The 21,996-nt window shown below is 59.8% G+C and carries 14 protein-coding genes and 1 pseudogene; 7 read left to right on the top strand and 8 right to left on the bottom strand.

Annotated features, from left to right (window positions below; translation table 11 throughout):
• The first annotated feature begins 11 nt into the window (after window positions 1-11).
• Window positions 12-401, top strand: coding sequence for a cytochrome c family protein (locus tag GV044_RS13920; protein ID WP_159871830.1), 390 nt, complete (start codon window positions 12-14; stop codon window positions 399-401).
• Between the two features lie 227 nt (window positions 402-628).
• On the opposite strand, the gene GV044_RS22765 is transcribed toward GV044_RS13920, so the two are convergent.
• The gene (locus GV044_RS22765; protein WP_371741623.1) at window positions 629-778 is read right to left on the bottom strand and encodes a hypothetical protein; all 150 of its coding nucleotides are present in this window, start codon (window positions 776-778) and stop codon (window positions 629-631) included.
• Between the two features lie 299 nt (window positions 779-1,077).
• Here GV044_RS22765 and GV044_RS13910 point away from each other — a divergent pair, with 299 nt between their 5' ends.
• Both GV044_RS13910 and GV044_RS22760 read left to right on the top strand, forming a co-directional pair.
• Complete coding sequence (locus GV044_RS13910) at window positions 1,078-2,115, top strand: aldo/keto reductase (RefSeq protein WP_159871869.1); 1,038 nt, start codon at window positions 1,078-1,080, stop codon at window positions 2,113-2,115.
• A gap of 199 nt (window positions 2,116-2,314) precedes the next feature.
• Window positions 2,315-2,971: a DUF938 domain-containing protein gene (locus GV044_RS22760; RefSeq protein WP_371741622.1), complete on the top strand. Its 657-nt coding sequence runs from the start codon at window positions 2,315-2,317 to the stop codon at window positions 2,969-2,971.
• Window positions 2,972-3,425: 454 nt separating this feature from the next.
• Here GV044_RS22760 and GV044_RS13890 read toward each other — a convergent pair whose 3' ends face one another.
• Together GV044_RS13890 and GV044_RS13885 are read right to left on the bottom strand one after the other, a co-directional pair.
• Entirely contained in the window at window positions 3,426-4,256 is an 831-nt protein-coding gene (locus GV044_RS13890) for a Crp/Fnr family transcriptional regulator (protein ID WP_159871824.1), read from the bottom strand.
• 320 nt (window positions 4,257-4,576) lie between these two features.
• On the bottom strand, window positions 4,577-5,662 hold the full coding sequence (locus GV044_RS13885) for an alpha/beta fold hydrolase (protein WP_159871821.1): 1,086 nt from the start codon (window positions 5,660-5,662) through the stop codon (window positions 4,577-4,579).
• Between GV044_RS13885 and GV044_RS13880 the strand changes: the two genes are divergently transcribed.
• The gene (locus GV044_RS13880; protein ID WP_159871818.1) at window positions 5,652-5,894 is read left to right on the top strand and encodes a hypothetical protein; all 243 of its coding nucleotides are present in this window, start codon (window positions 5,652-5,654) and stop codon (window positions 5,892-5,894) included. The two genes, GV044_RS13885 and GV044_RS13880, sit on opposite strands and share 11 nt — an antisense overlap.
• A gap of 1,010 nt (window positions 5,895-6,904) precedes the next feature.
• Complete coding sequence (locus tag GV044_RS13875; RefSeq protein WP_236554987.1) at window positions 6,905-7,234, top strand: four-helix bundle copper-binding protein; 330 nt, start codon at window positions 6,905-6,907, stop codon at window positions 7,232-7,234.
• A 770-nt stretch (window positions 7,235-8,004) separates the two neighbouring features.
• Here the strand turns inward: GV044_RS13875 and GV044_RS13870 are convergent.
• The 3 genes from GV044_RS13870 to GV044_RS13860 all read right to left on the bottom strand — a co-directional run bounded on the left by GV044_RS13870 (window position 8,005) and on the right by GV044_RS13860 (window position 13,791).
• Window positions 8,005-9,924, bottom strand: coding sequence for a PAS domain-containing sensor histidine kinase (locus GV044_RS13870; RefSeq protein ID WP_159871812.1), 1,920 nt, complete (start codon window positions 9,922-9,924; stop codon window positions 8,005-8,007).
• A gap of 120 nt (window positions 9,925-10,044) precedes the next feature.
• Window positions 10,045-10,647 (bottom strand): response regulator transcription factor, encoded by a 603-nt coding sequence (locus GV044_RS13865; RefSeq protein ID WP_236554986.1) that lies wholly within the window; start codon window positions 10,645-10,647, stop codon window positions 10,045-10,047.
• Between the two features lie 153 nt (window positions 10,648-10,800).
• A complete protein-coding gene (locus tag GV044_RS13860) occupies window positions 10,801-13,791 on the bottom strand; it encodes a PAS domain-containing protein (protein WP_159871809.1) in 2,991 nt (996 codons plus the stop codon).
• Window positions 13,792-14,083: 292 nt separating this feature from the next.
• On the opposite strand from GV044_RS13860, the pseudogene GV044_RS13855 reads away from it, so the two are divergent.
• Window positions 14,084-15,334, top strand: a pseudogene (locus GV044_RS13855) (DDE-type integrase/transposase/recombinase); the annotation flags it as partial.
• A 2,388-nt stretch (window positions 15,335-17,722) separates the two neighbouring features.
• Window positions 17,723-17,950 (top strand): hypothetical protein, encoded by a 228-nt coding sequence (locus tag GV044_RS13850; protein ID WP_159871806.1) that lies wholly within the window; start codon window positions 17,723-17,725, stop codon window positions 17,948-17,950.
• 1,341 nt (window positions 17,951-19,291) lie between these two features.
• Here GV044_RS13850 and GV044_RS13845 read toward each other — a convergent pair.
• A complete protein-coding gene (locus GV044_RS13845; protein ID WP_236554985.1) occupies window positions 19,292-21,388 on the bottom strand; it encodes an EAL domain-containing protein in 2,097 nt (698 codons plus the stop codon).
• A gap of 447 nt (window positions 21,389-21,835) precedes the next feature.
• A partial coding sequence (locus tag GV044_RS13840; protein ID WP_305778435.1) for a sigma factor-like helix-turn-helix DNA-binding protein occupies window positions 21,836-21,996 on the bottom strand: 161 nt, incomplete at its 5' end.

Below are 21,996 nucleotides of genomic sequence, written 5' to 3'. Positions count from 1 at the left end.
CGTCCAGCCTGGTGTGGCTTGCCGGCCTGCTCGTCCTCGCGATCGGAACCGCCGTCGTTTCGCTCGCCGTGCTTTACGTACAAACGCAGGAAAAAACCCGCACGCAAGCGGAGCTCATCACCGGCGGGCATACTCAACTCGGCAAGGTTGCAATCGGGCGGTATGGCTGTGGCAGTTGCCATGTCATACCCGGCGTCTCCGGTGCCAACGGGCAAGTTGGTCCCGACCTCACCCGCTTTGCTCAGCATAGTGAGATCGCCGGCAAGTTCTCCAATGATCCAGAGGCTTTGTTGCGCTGGCTAGAGGATCCGCAAGGGTCGGAACCTGGTAGCGGCATGCCGAACATGGGCGTAACCCGCACGGACGCCCGCGACATCGCGGCGTACCTATACTCGCTCTGATTGGTATTCTAGCTGGTAGTTCACCTGAGGGACGCCGGCCGTACCGGCCTGGCTGTGCACTGCCTGCGCCGAGGAGGAGTACGGGACGCACTCGCTTAAGGCACACCAGCTTGGGCGCGACAGCAGCTATTTCGCGAACACACGCGCTCAGGAACGAAGTGCGCACACAGAAAAACAGTTGCCCGTGCTGGCTGCTGCCAGAGTGCCCAGATCCAGCTTTGCCGGCACTACAATCGATCCATGAGGGTGAGCGCAAAAGCGGAGTTGGCTGCCTTGTTGCTTCGGCGGTTGATGCTTGAATGCGCGCCTGTCTTGTCACGATGACGCTGACCAGACACGCAACTCCGCACGCCTGGCAGCACCTCGCGACGGCGCACGGGGATGGTCTCGCCGCATTCTTCGCATAGCTCCAGCCGTCTCGCGCGGAGAGCCGTGCACGGGCAACAAGGACGGCGTGGCTGACCTTATCGTGGATCTGATTCTGTACCGCGCCGTTGCGCATCCATCTGCCGCCAAAGCACTCTCCTTCGAAGTCCGCCAACTTCTGAATAGGGGAGTCGGTAAGCCTTCTTCGATCTACGCCTGACATCCGCAATCTGCGTTCCCGCTCGTTGAACCCCGTCCACCTTCGAGCGTTAAACGGGTGAACAGCACCATCTCAGAAAGCCTTCCCTTTATGCGCTACAACACTCTCGGTCGTACCGGCCTGTTCGTGTCTGAAATCTGCCTCGGCACAATGACTTTTGGCGGCAGCGGCGAGGACATGTGGGCGAAAATCGGACAGCTCGGCCAGAACGAAGCGGATGCGCTTGTTCGTGCAGCTGTCGAGGGCGGGGTCAATTTCATCGACACGGCCGACGTCTATGCTGGCGGCCGATCGGAGGAGATCACCGGACAAGCCATCCGCAACCTCGGGCTGAAGCGTGACGAGATCGTCGTGGCTACGAAGGGCTTTGGTGCAACTGGCCCCGGCCCGAACGCCCGTGGCGCGTCGCGTTACCATCTGATCGATGCTTGCAAAGCCAGCCTGAACCGCCTTCAGCTCGACCATATCGATCTTTACCAGATCCACGGCTTCGATCCCGTGACACCGATCGAGGAGACGCTGCGGGCCCTCGATACCCTCGTGCAACATGGCCACGTCCGCTATGTTGGCGTTTCGAACTGGGCAGCCTGGCAGATTACCAAGGCTCTCGGGATTGCCGAGCGACTGGGCTTGCACCGCTTCGCCTCGCTGCAGGCTTATTACACTTTGGTAGGCCGTGAACTTGAGCGGGAGCTTGCGCCCATGCTCCTGTCTGAAGAGGTCGGCTTGATGGTCTGGAGCCCGTTGGCTGGTGGTTTCCTGTCGGGCAAGTACAGCGCTGAGGAGCCAGCGGATGGCCGCCGTACAGCGTTCAACTTCCCGCCTGTGGAGCCGAAACGCGGCGATGCGGTCATCTCAGCACTGCGCCCGATTGCAGAGAGCCGGGGCGTATCGGTGGCGCGCATCGCGCTTGCCTGGCTGCTGCACCAACGCGCTGTGACCAGCGTGATTGTTGGCGCGAAGCGGCCCGACCAGCTGGAGGACAACCTGGCCGCAACCACGATAGACTTGACCGCGCATGAACTAGCCGCGCTCGACGAGGTCAGCGCATTGCAGCGCGAGTATCCCGGTTGGATGCTCGAGCGACAGGGCGAGCTGCAGCGCGACTTACTCGCCCAACGACGCTGAGAAAAGGCCTTTGGTGCAGAGTATGACCGAACTCGTCGCTAGGCGCCCTGGTGAGTGCCCGCTTCGCCTCACGAGAAGCCCTCTGTGGAACCATCACAACATCGGTGGCGCAGATTGCCTGCCGCGGCATCTGCTCGCCACATGACTGCTCCTACGCCATGGATTGCAGCCGAGGCGCCCGGGAACATGACGCGGCGCCATGCACCCGCAACGCGCCGGAAACCGCGATGCGATCGCCGACGTGCTTGCAACCGTGCTGCTTGTAAACGGTACCGTGCTGCAGGTCGCCAGTGGCTCGGGCGATCACTGCCTGTACTTCGCGCAGCGGTACCAGGACGTTGCAGTCGATTGTATGATCGCGAAACCGGTAGAGGATTCAACGATCAGGCGCGTGAGAGCGGGATCGATCGAACCATCAAGGCTTAATGGACTCATGCAGGCGAGAGCTTGCCCTGCCAAAGCTGCAGAGGTCCGCTTTTCCACGTCGCGATGGTCGAAGCAGCGAACTCCTGCACGACTCCACGCTCCAAACGCTGTTTGTCAGGCCGTCTTCAGTCGGGCTGCCTGGTCCAATTTTCTCTCGATCGTTTCCGATCTCTTCGATGAGAGCCAGCGCTTGCTCGTGCTCAATGCCGTGCTTGCGAGCGAAATAAGCGACCTCGTATTCCTCGCCGCGGCGACTAACGAGGATCTTCGTTACCTCGCTTTGCTGTGTCGTCAGCCATTCTCAAGTCAAGCCGCTTGTTGTTCGCACCAGGATGGATCCGCAACTCCGCCGACAGGTCCCCGAGGTCGAAGTTTGCTGCTCGTGACCCTGACGAAAGCCGTGCCCATGCTACGTAAGCCGTTCGATTAACAGGCACTGGCGCTCTCGGTTGCGCAGGTCTGAAAACCCGGCGAAGTTGTGCCGATCCGGCCAGGGGCTAAGCAACGGACAATGGCGGTGCCTGGGCCCCGCCGGCTGGCACAATGGCGCTAAAAGTCCCATTGGTTGGGACTATCAGAAATTTCTGTATGTGGGCGGCACGATGGGTCAAAGCGATCCCACGATGTCCCGACGCAAAGAGCCTGCGACCCTGATCAATTTGCTTAGCCAGCTAGTGGCAGGAGGAGCCGCCAGCGCGGCATTTAAGCAAGGCGGCTTACTCGATACGCTCAAGAGAACTCTGACGGAGCGCGCAGTGAACGCGGATGGCTGGAGGAACCGAAGACCCTCTTTATGGCCGGTTATGCCGAGAACGCCGCCATTGCGGACGGCTTCGTTGATCCCGGCATGGCGATGATCAACAGAGCCTTCGCCATTGATGCGCTCACCACTCGGATCCGAGCGACGCTCGAAGCGAGCCGATCTGAGCGCTGAAGTTCAAAGGGGCCGGAACAGGCGCTGCACGCGCACCGCTAAGATTTCGCAGTTGGTGCTCAGCAGCCGCTGTCCGTCCCAGCCGGAGGTAAGAGGGATCAAAACCGGCAAGCTGCCGAAGGCTGTCGATATTGTGGACCGTCAGGACCCCACCTTTAAATGTGGTGAGCCCGTCCTCGCGCAAGCGCCGGAGAGTTCGGTTGATGTGAACGGGTGTCAGTCCCAGCATATTAGCGATCTGCCCCTGACTTACGGGAAACTCGTACTCTGGTCCCTCGGCTGCCGCCACAATCCGCAAACGTTCCCAGATTTCACAGAAGAGATGGGCGACCCGTGCGTAGGCGTCCTTGCAAGCCAAGTTGACCAATGATTGCCGCAGGATCACCTCGTTCACTGCGGCTGAGCGAACCAACGCAAACGCAAGTTGAGGGTGATCTTGCCTTATCCGCGAGTACGTTTGCTCGGGCACCATGGCGACCGTCCCGCCTGTTACAAGCGCTACACCAAAGTCGAGCGACTCCAACGCAAAGACCTCACTGCCGCAGGTGTCACCTGGGATCAGAACACCCAGGATCTGCCGCTTCCCAGTCCGCAGCGTTTTGTAGCTAAAGGCCCAACCGTCTAATAGGAAGAGCAGACTGTCCGCGCGTGCGCCCTCCTCAAGGAGGACACTGTGGGCGCTGACGTGCCGCGCGCCCTCGCACAAGCTGCGCAGCGCGATCTCATCCTCGTGTTCCAGGTCAGCTATGCTCTTCAGCCTACGAAGGAGATGATCAACCACTAAGGTCCCCTCTAGCAGCCTCAATTTGCGGGACTTATATCCGGTCCGAACATCAACCAAGTCAACATCGGCTACATCCGGCATTGAGGCAGTCATAGCTTGGAGGGCCGCAGGATTGCTCGTGCATGTGGCCAGAAGGCAGCGAACCTCGCCATTCTCCGCACTCACCAATCGGAAGGGGTCAGCGCGATGAGAAGCTCATAGATGGATGAAGCCGAGCGCCAGCAAGATCAGCACGCTTACGGCTGCAGAGAGCAACAGCGAGCCAAGGCACCCGAACCGATTAGAGAAGAATAAGAACATAGATCACATCCCTTGGTTCAGCTCAACGACCCGGCAAACTTGACGATCTGCCTGTGGTAGAGGTCTGCTCGCTCAACCGGCCCCATGTGGTTCACGCCGCTTATGATCACCAGCTCGCTTGCAGGAGCGCTATTGGCGATGTGCCTCGCGGCATTCGGCTTCGTCACGATGTCCATGTCGCCGCCGATCACCAAGGTGGGCACACGCAGTCTGGCTAGCGCGTCCTCAGAGTCCCAGCGAAACATCGCGAGGTCACCTCGGGCGGACACTGCTGGCTTCTGCTCGGTCATCAACAGGGCAGTTCGGTCCAGTTGTGATCGGGTGACTGAACGACCGAAGCCCAGTCGAACTCCTATGTGTGTTGAGCCGCTCAGGTAGCTCTGCCAGGAGCTCAGCCATGCAAGTGGCTGAAGTATGATTGTCAGCCGCATCAAGGGCTCAAGCACCGGCCAACGAATGGCTTGCGCCAACCCGCTGAGAATCATCGTCTTGAGGGGATTTGTGTAGGTGGTATGGAGAAGGACAATGCCGCGAACCTTCCGGCCAAACAGCTGTGGCTGGTCGCGAGCTAAAGTCTGAATGACGATCCCACCGATGCTGTGGCCCACAAGGATGGCCGGCTTACCACCTGCAAGTGTCAACACCGAGGCGAGGTCCTGTGCGAACGTTGACAGGTCGACCTTAGCGCCCAACCGGCTAGACTTTCCGAGCCCCGGGAGGTCCCACGTTATCACCCGGAACTGCTTGGCCAGATCTCGCTTGGCATAGTGCCAGATGCGGCTGTCGAGCGACCACCCGTGTGTAAGGATAAGCGGCGGCGCGTCGAGAGCGCCGTGAACCTCGAAGTAGATGTCAGCGCCAGTTGCGCTTCGAAGCGTTTGGCCGTTCGAACGCTCAAGACGCAGCGGGTCGTGGTCCTTGCCTCCAAGGAGCGGCGCGGTGACGAACCGCCCAACGAAGGACCAGGCCAGCAACGCACCGCCAACCCAAAGCCGCCAGTCATCGCGTGCTCGAAGCAGATCGCCGTCCGGGTCCTGGATCCAAGTGCCTTGGTACCAAGTCCAGAGAAGGTAAAACGCGGCGCCTAAGACGATGATCGACATCAACGCGAAGAGCGCACGGAAAAGAGACAATGGCACCACCGTCCATTACAACGTCCGAGAAAAACCAAACACGGGCGGGGGCAGCACGTTCCCATTCCGCGCTTGTAATCTGATGCAGCGTTTTCAAGGTTCAGGAACGGTGAAGCGATCGCTCGAGGCGGTCTGCCGCCTTTCACCTTCTCGCTGTTCGGTGCGCCCGTTTAGCTCTGAAGGCGGCGCCAATCCGAGATGAACGAGCGGGCGAAGTTGGGAGGCGGCTGAGTGCCACTGAATGGCCGGAAGGGGGTCGTGGCAGCGCCCCTGCAAGGATCTTCCGGCACTAGGTATAACTCTGACGGGCTGCTGGGTGGGCCCAACAAGGGGCCGGCCGGCTGCCTAGGCACCCTCTCTAATGCCGGTCCCGGAATGTCGATTGTGCACGGGCTCGCCCGCAGGTTCGGGGTAGCAAACGATGTTGGAGCGGCAAGAAAAAAGCCCGGTCACTATGGACCGGGCTGTCGAAAAGTTTGGGAGAGGATGCCTGAAAGGCACATCCTCTCTATTGACGCATACGTCATTGTGCAAGTGCGAAGACACGTTAGTTGATTGCGCTGCGCGCAAGTGAGACGATAGCATGAGCGATGCGACACCGTGAAGATGCGGCGCCTGGCTGGGGCTACGTCGTTGGTCGTCTGAATGTCGGCCGGCCTCATGCGTGGAAGTTTTCGGATCAACGCACGTTAGCTCAGCTCGACCTACCAGATGAAGTCCGAGCGCTGCTCACCTGTCAGCACCGCGGGAGGACCTCCTCTATCAGCCTTGTAGGTGCCAACAGACGCGATGCTCGACAGCCTGCCATTAGGGACTTTCCGTGGCGCATGTCTTTCGGGTTTCGCAAGCGAATGCTATGGTCGACCCGAAGAGGGAGAGGCAATGTATTGGGCGAGCGCGCTGCTCGGCACGGTGCTGGTCGCTGCGGCGATCCAGTTGTATGATGTGCTTCCGCGGCCGAGGCGTGTCGTCATAGGGCTGGTTGGCACCGTCCTGCTCATAATCGGGGTGTTTTGGCTCTGACCCTCGCGCGCTATTGCGCCAAACGGATGGCCTGCGACGCCCGCGCCGGGCGCTAGCGCTCGTAGGCCATTGACACTGCGGCGCACGGGCGCATCACCGCAGCTTAGACCAGAACACGAGAGGTAGCTTATGTCTGTTCGGAAGATGCTTGCGCTCCACCCCGACGCAAAGGGCCACACCAATGAGCCAATGGCGCAAGCCGCGAAGCACGCAATGTACTGCGCCCTGTTCTGCACCTCCTGCGCAGATGCATGCTCGGCCGAGCCTATGAACATGGCACAATGCATCCGCGCATGCATCGACTGCGCCGAAATCTGCAACGCAGCAGCCAAGGTCGCGGTACGCCAGACGTCCGATAACGACGCTATGGTGCGGGTTATGCTAACCGCGTGCCTGGAGGCGTGTTTCATTTGCGCTGCAGAGTGCGACAAGCACGACCGCGAGCATTGCCGGCTGTGCGCGACGATGTGCCGCGAGTGCGGTGACGACTGCCGCGAAGCGCTGGCAACGCTGCATTGAGCCACATCTCCGCGCATCACGCGATCAGCCTCCAAGTGGCAGATAGAGGTGTTCGAAAGCGTTGCTGGTGCTTTATAAATGACCCGCCCGACGAAGAGATAAAAGGCCCAAGCGTTTCATTGCCTCTACAGTATGCTGAGCCACTTCGTGAACTGGTCGGAGGCGCCGGCCGGTCGGATCACCATCGCTGATGCCGATCACCTGACAGTAGCCGCTTGTGCCTCGGGGCCACACGCGCAAATGCGTCAGGCGAGCATATCCGGAGCGCCCGACCAGATCTATTATCTCAGGCGATGTGAGCATCGGTGGTGCAAGGAAGGATCTGCAGCGGTGTCTTGCATGAGGCTTTCGGGACCAGCGGGCGATTACTTCCACGCCGACGATGACATCGCTGCGCCCATCCGCACCCAGGCGGCGGGGGTACGAACGGGCCTTGCTGCGCTTGCCGCGGGCGTCCGAGCGAGAGCACTGCTCGAGCTATTGGTGCCGGACCGGCTCGCGCTCGCCACGGCGAGCCTCCTGGTTCACTTCCCCGGGTTCTGCTTTGTAGCGGCAGTATGGCGCGGGATGATGCGCCTTATGCCCATCAGCCCGGACACTCGCCAGTTACCGCCCCTCCTACTCATCGCAGTAAACGCGCGGCGCATCGTCGGGTCGGGCGTCGAAAGGTGAAATCAGCCATCTTTGTGCAGGCCTATGCGGACCAAATCCTTGTAAGCGAGGCGAGGCATACGAGAAGCAGGAAGCCGCCTCAGCCCCGCTCACGAGCATCAAATGACAGCTCCGATCTTTGTTTGGGCACGGGAGATGAGCTGATTGATGCCTGCAGCCAGAGTCTCGATCTCATAAGGCTTGCGGATGATCGGGAACTGCCGTTCGTCCTTAGAAATGAACTGCTTGCTGCTGTAACCGCTGGCGAGCAGCACCGGAACGCCGCGATGCTTCTCTTTGATGTGCTCCGCCAACTCGAGGCCACTCATCCCGGGCATAACGATATCGGAAAATACCAGATCGACCTTCTGCCCTTTCAAAAGCTTCAAGGCCTGGTCAGCGTCTGAAGCCTCGACGACGTCGCAGCCGAGATCATCCAGCAACTGACGCGCGAAGTAGCGGACGTGCTCGCTATCCTCCACGACAAGGACCTTCAAGTTAAGCGAAGCCAAGCTTTCGCGCTCAGAGGCAGTGCCGCTCTGCCGCTGCTTGTTCGTTTTTGGCAGCCAAAGCTCTACGGTAGTGCCTTGTCCGACCTCGGATATGATCCGGGCTGATCCACCTGATTGTTCCGCGAACCCGTGGATCTGAGAGAGACCCAGACCGGTGCCCTTCCCTGTCGGTTTGGTCGTGAAGAACGGCTCAAAGACGCGCTTGAGCGTTTCAGGCAAAATGCCCTGGCCCGTGTCAGTAATGGAAAGTGTTACACCCTCACCTTCCGCTCGGCTGACGTTCTTGGTCGTGATGGTGATCCGTCCGCCCTTCGGCATCGCATCCCGGGCATTCAGGACAGCGTTGAGCAGCGCCGCCTCAAGGCCGCTGGGATCGATCTCAACCGGCCATAGCGCTGGCGTAAGATCAAGCTTGAGGTCGTAAAGGCTGCCGAGCGTTCGCTGCAGCATCTCTCCCATGGCGTCCAGCCTGACGGTTAGGTCGATGACCTCGGGCTCGAGCGGTTGGCGACGCGCGAACGCGAGAAGCTGCGACGTCAAGCTGGTGGCGCGTTCCGCCGTCTCGAGCATCACGCTGAGATACCGGTTCCGCTTTTCGAGTGGGAGGTCCGGCTTGCGCAGCATGAAATCGGCCGAGCCCCGCATGACGGTCATGAGGTTGTTGAAGTCATGGGCAATGCCACCTGCAAGCTCGCCGAGCGCCTGAAGCTTTTGTGATTGGAGTAAGGCTTCCTGCGTCTGCCGAAGCTCGATCTCGTTCCGCTTACGCTCGGATATGTCCCGAGTAATCTTGGCGAAGCCGACGTGCTCCCCAACTTCATTGTAGATTGGGTCGATCACGACGTGTGCCCAGAACAGTGACCCATCCTTACGCACCCGCTGAGCCTCCGCCTCGAACTTGCCTTCCTGAAGCGCAGTTCTCAACGCTTCTTCCGGCGCGCCACGCGCGCGGTCCTCTTCGGTGTAGAAGAGAGAGAAGTGCTGCCGCAGCACCTCTTCTTCTTCGTAGCCTTTGATCGTCCTGGCACCGGCGTTCCAGCTCGTGATCCGCCCATCGGTGTCAAGCATGTAGATCGCGTAGTCGCGCACGCCTTGGACAAGCATCCTTAGCTGCAACGCGCTATCGTATGTCGCCTGCTCAAGGCTGCGCTTCTCGGTGATGTCTCTCGTGATCTTGGCAAAGCCGACAAGAACCCCCTCGTCGTGGATGGCATCGACCACGACATGGGCCAGGAACTTGGTGCCGTCTTTACGCAGCCGCCAGCCTTCCATCTCGAAGCGTTTTTGCTCGGCAGCCGTCTTCAATATCTGCGAGGGAAGCCCGTCTCGCCTGTCGTCGGGCAAAAAGAACTTGGAGAAGTGTTCGCCGATGATCTCATCGGCGGAGTAGCCTTTGAAGCGCTGGGCGCCTGCGTTCCACGTTACGATATGGCCGTCGCGGTCGAGCATGTACAAAGCGTAATCGGTAACCGCGTCGACAAGCAGCTGGAACGTCTCGGCAGGTGGATCCTTCTGGAAATCGGCCATCGACAAGGTCTGATCCTACGCTCGCCCCCCGGCGCCCATACAGACCAAAGTCCATACTGGGCGGAACCAAGTGTGCAATAGGGATCGTACGCGAGACCAGTTTAGAGGGCTCGCTGCGCTTCAAAGACCGGCTTCTATGGCAAGGCGGACCGCCTCCCCAGTGGTGGAAACTTCAAGGCGTTTGCAGAGGGCAACACGATGCATCTTGACGGTTTTCTCAGCCACACCGAGCATCTCTCCAATCTGACGATTGCGCATGCCCTGTGCCGCGAGGCGCAGAACGTCACGCTGCCGCTCTGTTAAGCCCGCGACCCGTTCGGCAGCGACGGCTCGGGCGCCGCCAGGCTGTTCGGTTACCTCCATCTGGCTTCCGACAAAATAGCGTAGGCGGCCTTCGTCGTCGAAGAGCGGCGCCACCATGACCGCATTGAGGAATGAGCTCCCGTCCCTGCGGTAGTTGACGAGCTCCACGAGCGCCGGCGTTGCGGTTCCTACCGCGTGTCGCAGTGCCGCTGACCTCTCGCGCGAAGTCTCAGGGCCCGCAAGAATGCGGCAGTTGCGACCGATAAGCTCTGCTTCGGCATAGCCTGTCAATTGCTCGAACGCTACGTTGACAGCCATGATCGGGTTGTCTGGGAGGTGCGGATCAGTGATGATCGAGGCAAGGGGCGAAAGGCGGAGAGAGCGGATGAGCTCTTCCTTGTGGAGATAGGGCGCGACCAATCCGATTCTCTTCAGCCATCTACCCGAGGGAGCCCCGCGCTCCCGCAGCTGCGGCAGAGTAGCGCAAAGCGTTGGTCAGGTGAATGGGCACGAACGTCGCTATAGACGCTACAGGTGCGGTCCGATGCTTGGCTACACGAGCACCGGCGACGCTCACGCCATACCTGCTTCAATGGTCGGGCAGCTACGACCCAACGCTTTGGCAAGTTCGGCCGCGCGAAATGGCTTGCTGAGCCGATCGAAGTCGGGCGCGATGTCGCTCAGGTCGGCATATCCTGAAACGATCAAGGTGCGCATGCCAGGGTATCGTTCTGCCGTCAGACGCGCGAGCTCAGTGCCGGTCATTCCGGGCATCAGGTGATCGGTGATCAAGAACTCGAAGGTCTGGTTAGCGAGAATGTCCAGGGCTTGGCTTGCCGACGCCGCCTGCACCACGTCAAAGCCCAATCCATTGACCATGTCCGCCGTACTTGCAAGCACAAGCGCCTCGTCGTCAACGACTAGGGCACGGCCGCCTGTAAATGGCGCGGTAGTATCGCGATCAGGAACTTCGCCGGATGGTGCAGGTTGATCCGCGATCGGCAGAAGCAACTCGATTGTTGTGCCCTTTCCGACCTCGCTCCGGATGCGGATGCTCCCACCGAGTTGCGCCATCAATCCGTGGACCATCGATAAGCCCAATCCCGTGCCGCGCCCTAAGCCCTTGGTTGAGAAGAACGGCTCGAACGCCCTTTCGACAACGCTCGGGGGCATACCAGCCCCAGTATCGACTACCTGGATCGCGACGTAGGCATCCGGAGTTAGCACTTCATCTTCGTCTGGAGCGGGGTCGCGAACGCTCGCACTGATTGTCAGGGTTCCGCCATCAGGCATCGCGTCACCGGCATTCACCGCAAGGTTCAATAGCGCCAGTTCAAGCTGGTTCTTGTCCGCCTGAATTGGCGGAAGATCGGGAGCTGTTTCGATCTTCAGATATATGCGCGAACCGAGTGTCGTCGCAAGCAAGGGCTCCATACCGTTCAGGCACTCGGCTACCGCCACCGCCTGCGTGGTAAGCGGTTGGCGCCGCGCAAATGCCAAGAGCCGCTGGACAAGCACTCGGGCTCGCTCCGCCGCCTCGATGGCGTTGCCGATCATGCGCTCGGAGCGCGCATCGAGACCACCCTTGTTGCGCAGAATGTCGAGTGTGCCGACAATCGGCACCAGCAGATTGTTGAAGTCGTGTGCGACACCGCCGGTGATCTGGCCGATCGACTCCATCTTCTGGGCTTGGCGCAGGCTCTGTTCGGCCTTGAGAAGAGCTTCAGCCTGCTCCTTCTCGACGGTTATATCGCGCGCGACGCTGTAGAAGCGGTTGCCCTCCGGGACCGCATTCCACGAAAGCCAACGGTAACTGCCATCCTTCGCACGGAACCGGTTCTCGAAGCGCTCGGTGATCTTGCCTTCGGCCAGCCGACGGTCCTCGGCGCGCGTCCGGACGACGTCGTCGGGATGCTCGATCCACTCGGAGGTTCGGCCGATGAAAGCTTCGACCGGATAACCCAGCAGGCTCGACCAGGCAGGACTCGCCTCCAACCAGACCCCGTTTTCGTCGGCGACGACGAAGGGATCTCGGGCAAGCTCCCACATCCGGTCGCGCTCGGCAGTGCGTTGTTCGACTTGTTGTTCGAGAAGCTCGTTCAGTCTGCGAAGGGCCACTTCGGCTTCGTATTCCGCCGTCTTGTCGCGGACGATGCCAACCGAGCCGATCCGGTGTCCGGCATCATCGAAGATCGGCCGCCCCTTCGCGGCAATCCACCGGATCGTCCCGTTTGCGTGCAGGACCCGGTATTCGTTCGTTGAGGGCTCGATCCGTGTGGTCGCGGCTTGCAATCGCTCGAGGTAGCCGGCGCGGTCGTCAGGATGGATTGCATCCAGGACTTGGCTGAAGCGGAGCGGCCCGCGCAGATCCTGCAGACCATGCATTTCCCGATACGTGTGCGAGACGTGCCCCTCGTCGTGCACCGAATCCCAGTTCCACGAGCCAACGCCCCCGACTTCCTGGGCCATTGCAAACCGCTCACGACTTTCGTCACGCTCTTGGACGGCACTGGCGATGAGGTGACCCAAACGTTCGAATTCGGAAAAACTGCGCCGGCCGAACTGTGGCTGCTCACCAGCGCCGATCCGCTGCGCACCGGCAGTGATGGCAGCGACATCCCGGCGTATCCGCTCGGCTCCCCTGAGAGCAACGAGAAGCGCAACTGCGATCAGCAAGGCTGCGACGAGGCCGCCGTTGTACAAGGCGCGCTGGGCTGCGGCGCCCAGCTCGCTGCGCTGCACGGCAACAATGAAGGTCCATCCGTTGTCTCTAGAGCGACTGTATGCCAGCACCGTAGGAACGCCCTCCAGCGAGTGGCTCATGGAAACGCCCTCGCTAGCGCTGGTTAGAAGCCGCTGCATGTCAGGTGTCGCGGGCTTGCCCACAAACCGTCCAGGATTGACGTTGCGCCAGACCACCACGCCTCTGCGATCGAGGATTGCTGCGAACCGGCTGTTCGGGATCTTCTGCGCAGAGATGATCGACTGCAGCATGCGCGGGCGGAAGATGATAGAAAGGACGTGCTCGGCACGCCCGTTTCGCATGATGGGCACATCCACGCACAGGATGTGATCCTCAATCACGCCCTTCGCGAGATTGCAGACGCGCGAGCGGCCCGCGTCCAGCTCGGGCCAAATTCCGGGACTGAACACTCCGGTGGGAAGCGCGGCCCCTCGAGGACGACGTGTGTTGACGAGTTGACGGCCGCTTCGATCGCTCAGCAGCACCCAAGCATCCTGCTCTGGCACTGCGAGGCGCGCTTGTCGGTCGATCTCGCCCAAGTCCATCTGGCGTACCGCATCGGACGCGCTCATTGCACGCAGAAGGCGCTCGTAGCCCCCGAGCCTGCTGTCGACGACCTGCGACAAGGCTCTGGTGGTATCGAGCAATTGCTCCTGCGTCTGAGCTCGGCCCGCGGCCTCCGCCTGATGGATCAGGATGGTCGCAGCAGCGACGAGCAGCAGTGCGAAGCATGCTGACAACGCCACGAGATAGACCCTGATGGACCACCCCGTGGAGCCGCGATCCTCGCTGCGCCGGAAGCGATCTGATGCTTCTACCATGGACGCTCCCCGCCACCGGCAAGACCGCCGCTGGTAAACCGCTCTTGAGCGACTTAGAAGAGTAGTCAACTGCAACGCCGCGCGTATTCAACGAAGCGTCCTGCTCGTCTCGGAACTGTGGCGAGAGTGCCGGTCGGGCGCAACCGGAAGAAGGACTTGGCCCACGTCTAGCCCAAACCAGTGAGCGAGCCAGGAAAGAAGGGCGGGAAATCTAGGGGCGAGCGTCCTTCAGCACCGAAGGCAATGCCGAATGTATCGTGTGCAAGGGGTGCAGCTTCGCCGCAAATCACACCTGCGCGGCGAGGACAGCATGGCCGAGCTGTGTCGCAAGGAAGGCGTCGCGCAACGCCTGCATCACATAGCGCCGAAGGAGTTCATGGAAGCCGGCAAACGTCGCCTGGCCGGTGACACCGCCCGCACCGCCACGACTGAAGAGGTTAAGGATCTGCGCCGCAAGTCCAGTGCCCTGAAGGAATGGGACGCCGATCTGACGCTTGGGAACCGACTGCTCAAAAAAGCATGATCGCGGATGGGGGCGACGACGCATGAGGTACTCCGCATCCGAAAAGCCCAAGATCATCCGCAATGTCGAGCAGTCGCACCTGCCCGCCAAGCGCACATTGGACCAGCTCGGTATCACCCACCGGACCTTCTATCGTGGGTTTGACCGCTACCTCAAAGGCGGATCGGAGGCGTCGGGGGGCCGGCCCTTGCCGTCGAGCCGGGTGTGGAACGCGTCCCGGCCGAGATCCACGATCAGATCATCGAGCTGGCGCTGGAACAGTCCGAGCTGAACTGGCAGTGTGCTTCACCGACGAGCAGCGCTACTTCCCTGTCGGGAGCCACGGTTTACCGGCTGCTCAAGGCCCACGACCTGATTACAACCCGGACCTATGTCGTGATCAAAGCGGCCGATCATTTCCACACCAAGACACCCGCCCGAACCAGATGTGGCAGACCGACTTCACCTATTTTCAGATCATCGGTTGGGGTGGATGCACCTGCCGACTGTGCTCGGCCACTTCTCGCGCTACATCGCCGCGTAGAAGCCGTGCACCAAGATGCGGGCCCAGGATGTCAGCGAGACGCTAGGCCTCGCTCTCAAGGCATCGGCCTGCGACAATGCCACAGTGCGGCACAAGCCCGGTTGCTCAGCGACAATGGCGCCAGCTACATCGCATGTGAGCTGGCGGAATACATCGAGGCCAGGAGATTAGCCATGTCGGCGGCGCCCCGATGCCCCCAAAGAAGGCAAGATCGAGCGCTCGCACCAGACCTGAAGAACCGCACCCTGCCGGCAAACTACTTCTGTCCGGCAACCTTGAAGCTCAGATCGAGGCCTCTGTCGAGCACTACGACACCTGCGTTACCACGAGAGCCTGAACGATTTGAAGCTCGCCGACGCCTACTTCGGCAGGCCTCAACCATCATTCAAAGACGAGAAAGGATCCCGCAGGTAACCTTTCAGATCGCCCAGTTAGCCAACTGGCCCAAGATCACCCACGAGAAGGCTACCATCCACACGCATAGCTCAAAAAGGTGATTGCGAAGGTACTTTTGTCCGGACCTCGGACAATCAGAAGAGCTCTGCAGTGTGTCGTTTAATCGAGTGACAAGATCATCGCCTCTCTCAAACTGGATCCACAATTCCTTGACATCTGGACACACCGAGTCGTGCTTACGCTCGTTTAGCGGGTCTAGATCTGATCTTTCTCGATATTGCATCATCACAGACGGCTCCGTTTTCGATGATCAGCATCGATCATTTTCGGGAAGGGCTGGCAAAGGTTGACCTCTGCCAGCAGTTCTAAGGTCGTCCGGAAGACCAAACTCTCTTCGGGTCGCCTTTAGAGAGCTTGGGCCGTCACCGGATCAGGAGAACTGTTGGCACTACATTTAAGCAGCGGAACTCGCACACGGTCCCTCTTGGATCGGATCTAGGGTAGACCAGAAGTTCGCAAGTTCATGCAGCTGGCACGGAGTTAGGGGTTGAGACGGCGCCACGTGTCGCTGTATGCCACCGTGACGTAGCGGACGTGAACATGGCGTGTTGAGCTTGTTCTTTTCGGCAACATCAACCATGGGCGGGCAAACTCTCCATCTTGCAAATATTCTATGTTTGATGAGGAAGAGCGAAGGCTCCGCAGAAGACAGCAGCTTCGTGAGTAGTACCTGCGGTTTCTTCCCTCGCCATTGTTATCGCTGTAACGAGTGGCCGAAGCCATAGCCAAGTCCGTACGATGACGTACGCACCGGGAACCATCACGCAACCTGGAGCTGAAGTTCGGCGCGTCAATGGCCATCCCACCTCAACAGCACCGGATCGGGGAGCAGCCTTGTTCGCCGAAGCGCTTCAGATCGAAAAACAGGAACAATGCCCACCATGCTTCGGGAGAGGATCCGGATAGCACCAGCCCGATATGGGAGGAAGCCAATGAACCGGTAAGCGGGACCTTCGCGGCACAACCAATTGGCTTCTCCTGAGTTTGCCGGAGAAAAATGGTGCCGTGTAAATCCTTTCCTGAAGAATGAAGTTTTTTTCAACCCCGACGTTACGGCGAGCGCACCGCAATAAAGCCGCGAAATTCAATTTTTTTGAGTGCCGAGTCGGATCCATCCTGGAAGGGGGTGATCTGCGATACCCAATCGAAGTTGGCGTAGCTGGTTGTGAAGGCATGCTCGGCATTGCCGCGATCGCGAACCTGCTTCCTCAATGCGACAATTATGTGCGAATAGAAGCGCCAACACTCGGTGAAAGCCGAGCGGTTTCGACCAAACGCTCACCGCATCCGCAGCAATGAGCTCGCTCGTCATGCGTTTATACAGTCTCAGGCGGCTCAGTTCAGCCTCCCTGCTAGTGCCAGTGTAAGAGCGTCAGTCCAGCAGCGGCTCGCACGCGAGCTGCTGATGTTTCACGATCGCACCGGATCTGATCTCCTGCCACTCACGCAGGGACGCATGTCGCTCATGCTCGGCGTGCGCCGGGCAAGTGCAATGACGCGTGTCTAAAACAGAAAGGAGAGGGCCTGATCGGCGTACGGCGCGGCTTCATCTCAATTCGTCCTTTGTGGCACTCGAAGAATATAGCGGTAAGCTCTACGGCTTGCTGAAGCGCGCTACTTCGCGATCATGGTACCGCGGTTAGCGATGTGACGCGGAGGCAAGCGATGAAGTTGAGCATTCCGGCCGAACTCTAGACGGTGCCGCTCCCGAAGCTGGATGAGCTGAGCAATCCGCTTTAGCCTCTCGCGCTCAGCACCAAGCTACGATATGCGCGAAGTGCGCGGCAATCGCAGTATGCCGGCACGAGGGAGCACAACGCTTCTTGTGCTCCGTTATCCTGAGAGGTCCTGGCTTCACAAGCGTGAGGTTTGTACGGGGCGTCACATGTTCTCTGACAAACTCGGCAAGACTAGCAAGCGAGCGACACAGCAAAGAGCGCAGCTCAGGTTCTGCACTCACCAGAACTAGCCGCCGAGAGGCGAACTTAGCGCCCCGACTAGCGAACATCAGGCCTCAAGGACTGGGTCGACCCACCGCTGCGTCCGCATGAGCGGAAAGGGCGCTTCAAGAACAGCAGGGGAATAGTCCTGTTCTTTGCGGTCGCCCTGCGACCTTTTGCGGCCATCTAGGGGCGCCCGGCCGCATCCTACAAACTGCCATTCGGTCATCCCGGCCGTGATGATCGAGAACCCTTTCCCCTTGGTGGATCGCAGCCAGAATCCTGCCGACCGTAAGCCTCTGAGTTTTGCGTCGGTACTTGGCAGCCGCCGGGCGCTGTTTAGTTCACCGAACATTAGCGGATTGCTGGCAAGCCATCTGCATGGATCTCGAGTACTTAGGCGCGCATGTTCGGCTCAGGCGAGTGGCTTCCTTGGCGGAGTGGGAGGCGATTGACGCTCGCCTTGCGGGGTACTCGGGTGCGATACGCGTGTTTGGCTTCAAAGCGGAGTGCCCGGATCAGAGCCATAGCTTGGGCGCCTACCGTGTCGAAGGGCAAAGCGGCCTCGCTTCGGCCCTGAAACCCACCTTTGGAAAATACCCCATTTCACACGCACTCAACTGGTACGAGGAAACGTTGTTTGTCTTCGAGTATGCCAGGGAGGCTCATCTGTTCCGGCTTCGTAATTTGGAGTACGCGACTGAAGCGCAAGCCTAGATGCCTCAACCGCAGGTTCCAGGTTTGCAGATAACCACCTCTGACTTTGGCCCTTACGATCCTTTCTCCGTGGCCCCAAAGCGATTTGCCCGAGACATCTCATGAGCAACGAGGATCTCACTAGTAGCCTTATGCCGGATGAGCGCAGAGTCGCTCGGCAAAGTGCCAAGCTCACAGCGACGTGGGAAGGCCCAAGCTTTGGCCCCGAGCGCGCAAACATCTGTGATGTTAACGCTCTGGGCTGCTGTGTGGAGGCTTCGCACGCTGTGATCGTCGGAACTTACGTCAAATTGAGCGTCGCCGGTTCGACGACTGCGGGCTGGGTCGTGTGGCGCAATGGGCTGAAGCATGGGATCGACTTCAGCGATCCGCTCGTGCCAGCTCCCGTGGCAGGGCTCCTCAAAAGGCCAGGCAGCTGATCGGGGTAACCTTTCACTTACCCCTTTTTGCATATAAGACCTTCGATAGGGGGCGATGATGCTATTTGAAGACGCGATGGGCATGCGCGAGCGTGCCAGCCTCGATAAGCAAGCAACAGTTGATGAGCTTTGTTTGCTGCTATCCCTGATGAAGGCGCTTAAAGAAGCGGGTGCACCTTCTTCTGTGCCGCTCACTGCGACCATCGAGAGTATGTCCGACGCAGTCTGGGTTGAGCGAAGCTTTACTGGCTCTTATATAACCGTTCGCCAGACGCGATTGAGACAAGTCGAAAGGGACGCGGGCTTTTGGTCAGGCCGGCAGACTCGTCTCTATGGTGAGTTCGAGCGTCGCGACCATGCTGAGCGGTGGGCGAGAGCCATTCAAACATGCGCGGCCCCACGCTATACCCGGGCGGTAGAACGTCGGCGGGCGGTGCAGCGAAACGAGCCGCCAGCCCGCTGTCTTTGAAAGACCAGAGGAAAGGCAGGCAAGATCGCGCCGACTAATTGCGGGTGCTAACGTGAGCCAACAATCCCGCCACTGCATCCGAAAGGGCGTATGTTGGGTCGCGAGCCGCCGCCCTGTCCTGCTCCGGCGTGGCCCAGCTGCGGCAACTCAGGCAAGCCTGCCCGCCCTCGAGCTTCTGAAATTCGTTCACCTAAAAGACTGACCGCTTCCGGCGAGCAAGACGCGCCGCTGAGGCGCCAAGATCGGGTGGAAAGCACGCGTGCAGTCGTGCAGCTGGCTTGCCGGAACGCTAAGGACCGTCGACCCGGTCCAACGCAGCAACTCTACCCCATGTAAGGAGCAACAGCCGGATCAAACGCGGCTCTACAGAATGGACTTGATAGTTGTGGCTGAGGCGCCGGCCCGATGACCGGATCGTGCGGGCTGGCCGCCGGCTTTCAATCCCGTGACATTTCAGGCGGCACGATGACGCTGGGCTTGAACATCCTCCCGCAACAGCTCGGAAACCTGTGAAATTGGCATTGGACGGCCAAACAGCCATCCTTGCAGCTGTGTGCAGCCCGCAAGGCGAGCGAGCGCGGCTTGTTCGTGTGTTTCGACGCCCTCAGCCGTAATCGCGAGACCTATCGAGGCTGCGAGGGAGCTGATCGCGCTCACGAGTTCAAACCCTTGTCCCGCGGTTGCAAGGGGCGCTATGAACTGCTTGTCGATCTTCAAGTGGTCGAGGGGCAGTTGGCGCAGATAGCCGATGCTTGCGAAGCCTGTCCCGAAATCATCTAACGCAACCTTGATGCCCAAGGTCCGCAGCTGCGTCAGGATCGCGGCGGCAGCCTCGGGCTGGCGGAGCAGGTAGCTCTCTGTGATTTCGACTTGCAGGCGATCCGGTGGGAAGTTCGCGTCCTCTAGGATGGCGCGAATGTCGCCGACTAGGCTACGATCCCAGAACTGGGCAGGCGAGAGATTGACCGAGAGTACCACAGGAAGCGCTGCCGCGGCCTGACATGCTTGCCGGAGCACGTGTCGGCCCAGCGCATCAATCATGCCGACTTGCTCTGCCAGCGGGATGAACACGTCAGGAGAGACGATACCATGCTTTGGATGGCTCCACCTGGACAATGCTTCGATGCAGACGATTTTGCCTGTCGATGCGTCGACGATGGGTTGATAGACGACTTCGATCCCCCCAGCGGCGATTGCCTCCCCGAGATCTTTCTCCATGCTAATACGCAATCTGTGCACCTGATCCATGGACGACTGGAAGGTACGACAGCACCCCTTTCCTTGTGCCTTTGCCGCATACATTGCCGCGTCCGCGCGTCTAAGAAGTTCGTTGGCGGGCAAGTCAGTTTCTTCTGCTCCAGCGCATCCAATGCTGACGCCGATTCTGATGCGGTAGCTGCCGATCAGAAATGGTAGTGCAAAGGCGTCCAGGACAGCTTGGGAGGCAAGCTCAGCGTCTTGGATGTTGTCTTGCGTCAAAAGCGCCGCAAACTCGTCTCCCCCGACCCGTGCGACAAATACGCCGGGCAAAGCGGCGGTTAGGCGCTCCTGAACTTGCCGGAGTACGGCGTCCCCTGCCCCGTGTCCGTACACGTCGTTGACGTCTTTGAACCCGTCGAGATCATGCCATAGCAATGTCAGCGTTACATCCTCGCCGACCCGACTTTCAATCTGCTCCATCAGTGCTCGACGGTTCGGCAGCCCGGTAAGTGGATCGTGTAGGGCAAGGTAGCGTGCATGGGTTTCGCTGAGTTGTAGCGCCTTGATCGTTCTGGCGCCAAGCCGGACTATCAATGCTCCGGCAGCCAGGGTCAGTGCACCAACAAGGAGGAACACTGGAAGTATCCGCCTTCGAAGTTCACCGCCGGGACGCCCTGGCTGCCATGTGAGCCAAGCCTGCGGCTTGCCGTCGCTTCCCGGGATGGCGGCGCGAGCCCCCGCGCTCGTTGATCGCAACGAAAGCGAGAGTTCCCGAACGTGCTGGTTCTCCGAAAGGCCGCTCAGAAATGCTTGATCGATGGGTCGGGCGATCGCCAGAAGATGCGTGGATCCTGGTGACAGGTGCACCTTCGGGGTGAGCGGCACGATCTGCGCGACGGCATAGATATAGACAACCGAGCCAACGCGCGAGAACCCGCTGACGATTGGCTTACCGTCCACCGGAAGCCCGCGGACCCGTTTGATCGATCGACGGAATTCGACGCTCGTGACGAGCTTGGATGCGGGGTCCGCGCGACGTGGGGTTTGGACGAAGGTGAGCTGGTCGTTCCCATCCAGCACGACGACGTGTGAGTACCCCTGTGTATCTGCAAGGTAGGCAACCACATTGTCGGCCATCCAATTGGCATCAAAATGTTGAGTGATGTGGCGAACGGCGTCGTCCCATTTTGCATAATCTTGAAGGTCGTGCGTCGTCATTTCACCGGCCGTTCGCAGAGCGCGTTCGATAGACTGCTGCTCACGGATGCGCTGAAGGTCGTCCTGTGCTCGCGTCGTCACCGTCAGCAACGCCAAAAGCGAGGCCAGACAAGTGCCGATCAGCAGCAGCACCGGCCATAGGTACCGGTGCGGTAAGCTTTGTTGCAAGAACGTAGACGTGACCTCGGAGCGCATGCTTCCATATTAGATTGAGGGTCTTAACAACCTGCAATAGCTTGAACCGTCTACGTGCGGTCGGCTTCGGCACATGGAAGCTCGACCCCTGTGCGGCCGCTCAGACCGCCTTTCCTTTCCGACCTCAGCCCCTCGTAATCACGATCGCAGCGAAGCTTGATGCGACGCACTCAGAGTTTTTATTCAGTTTGAAGGTGCGGATATGTGCCAAGCGCTTGGCGCCGCTGCCAGCTGGTCAGCGACACAATCGGCAGTGTTTATAGGCTTTTGGACGCTGACCCCTGGTCAGCCTCGCGGCCACCCACCATGCAAGCTGGGGCGGTATGCTCCCCCGATAGTACCAGTCGGCTCGCCTGCTCATGTGCCTCGCGTATTCAAACCGTTCTAGTCCAGGAACGTACGCATGACACGCGACCTGGTTGGGTGCTGGAGCTTTCTCAGCGCCTTGGCCTCGATCTGACGAATGCGTTCGCGCGTGACCGAGAACTGCTGGCCGACCTCTTCGAGCGTGTGGTCGGTATCCATGCCGATGCCAAAGCGCATGC

Origin of the sequence: Novosphingobium sp. 9U (assembly GCF_902506425.1) — a bacterium.
Taxonomy (GTDB): Bacteria; Pseudomonadota; Alphaproteobacteria; order Sphingomonadales; family Sphingomonadaceae; genus Novosphingobium.
This window is presented reverse-complemented; position numbering and strand designations above follow the sequence as displayed.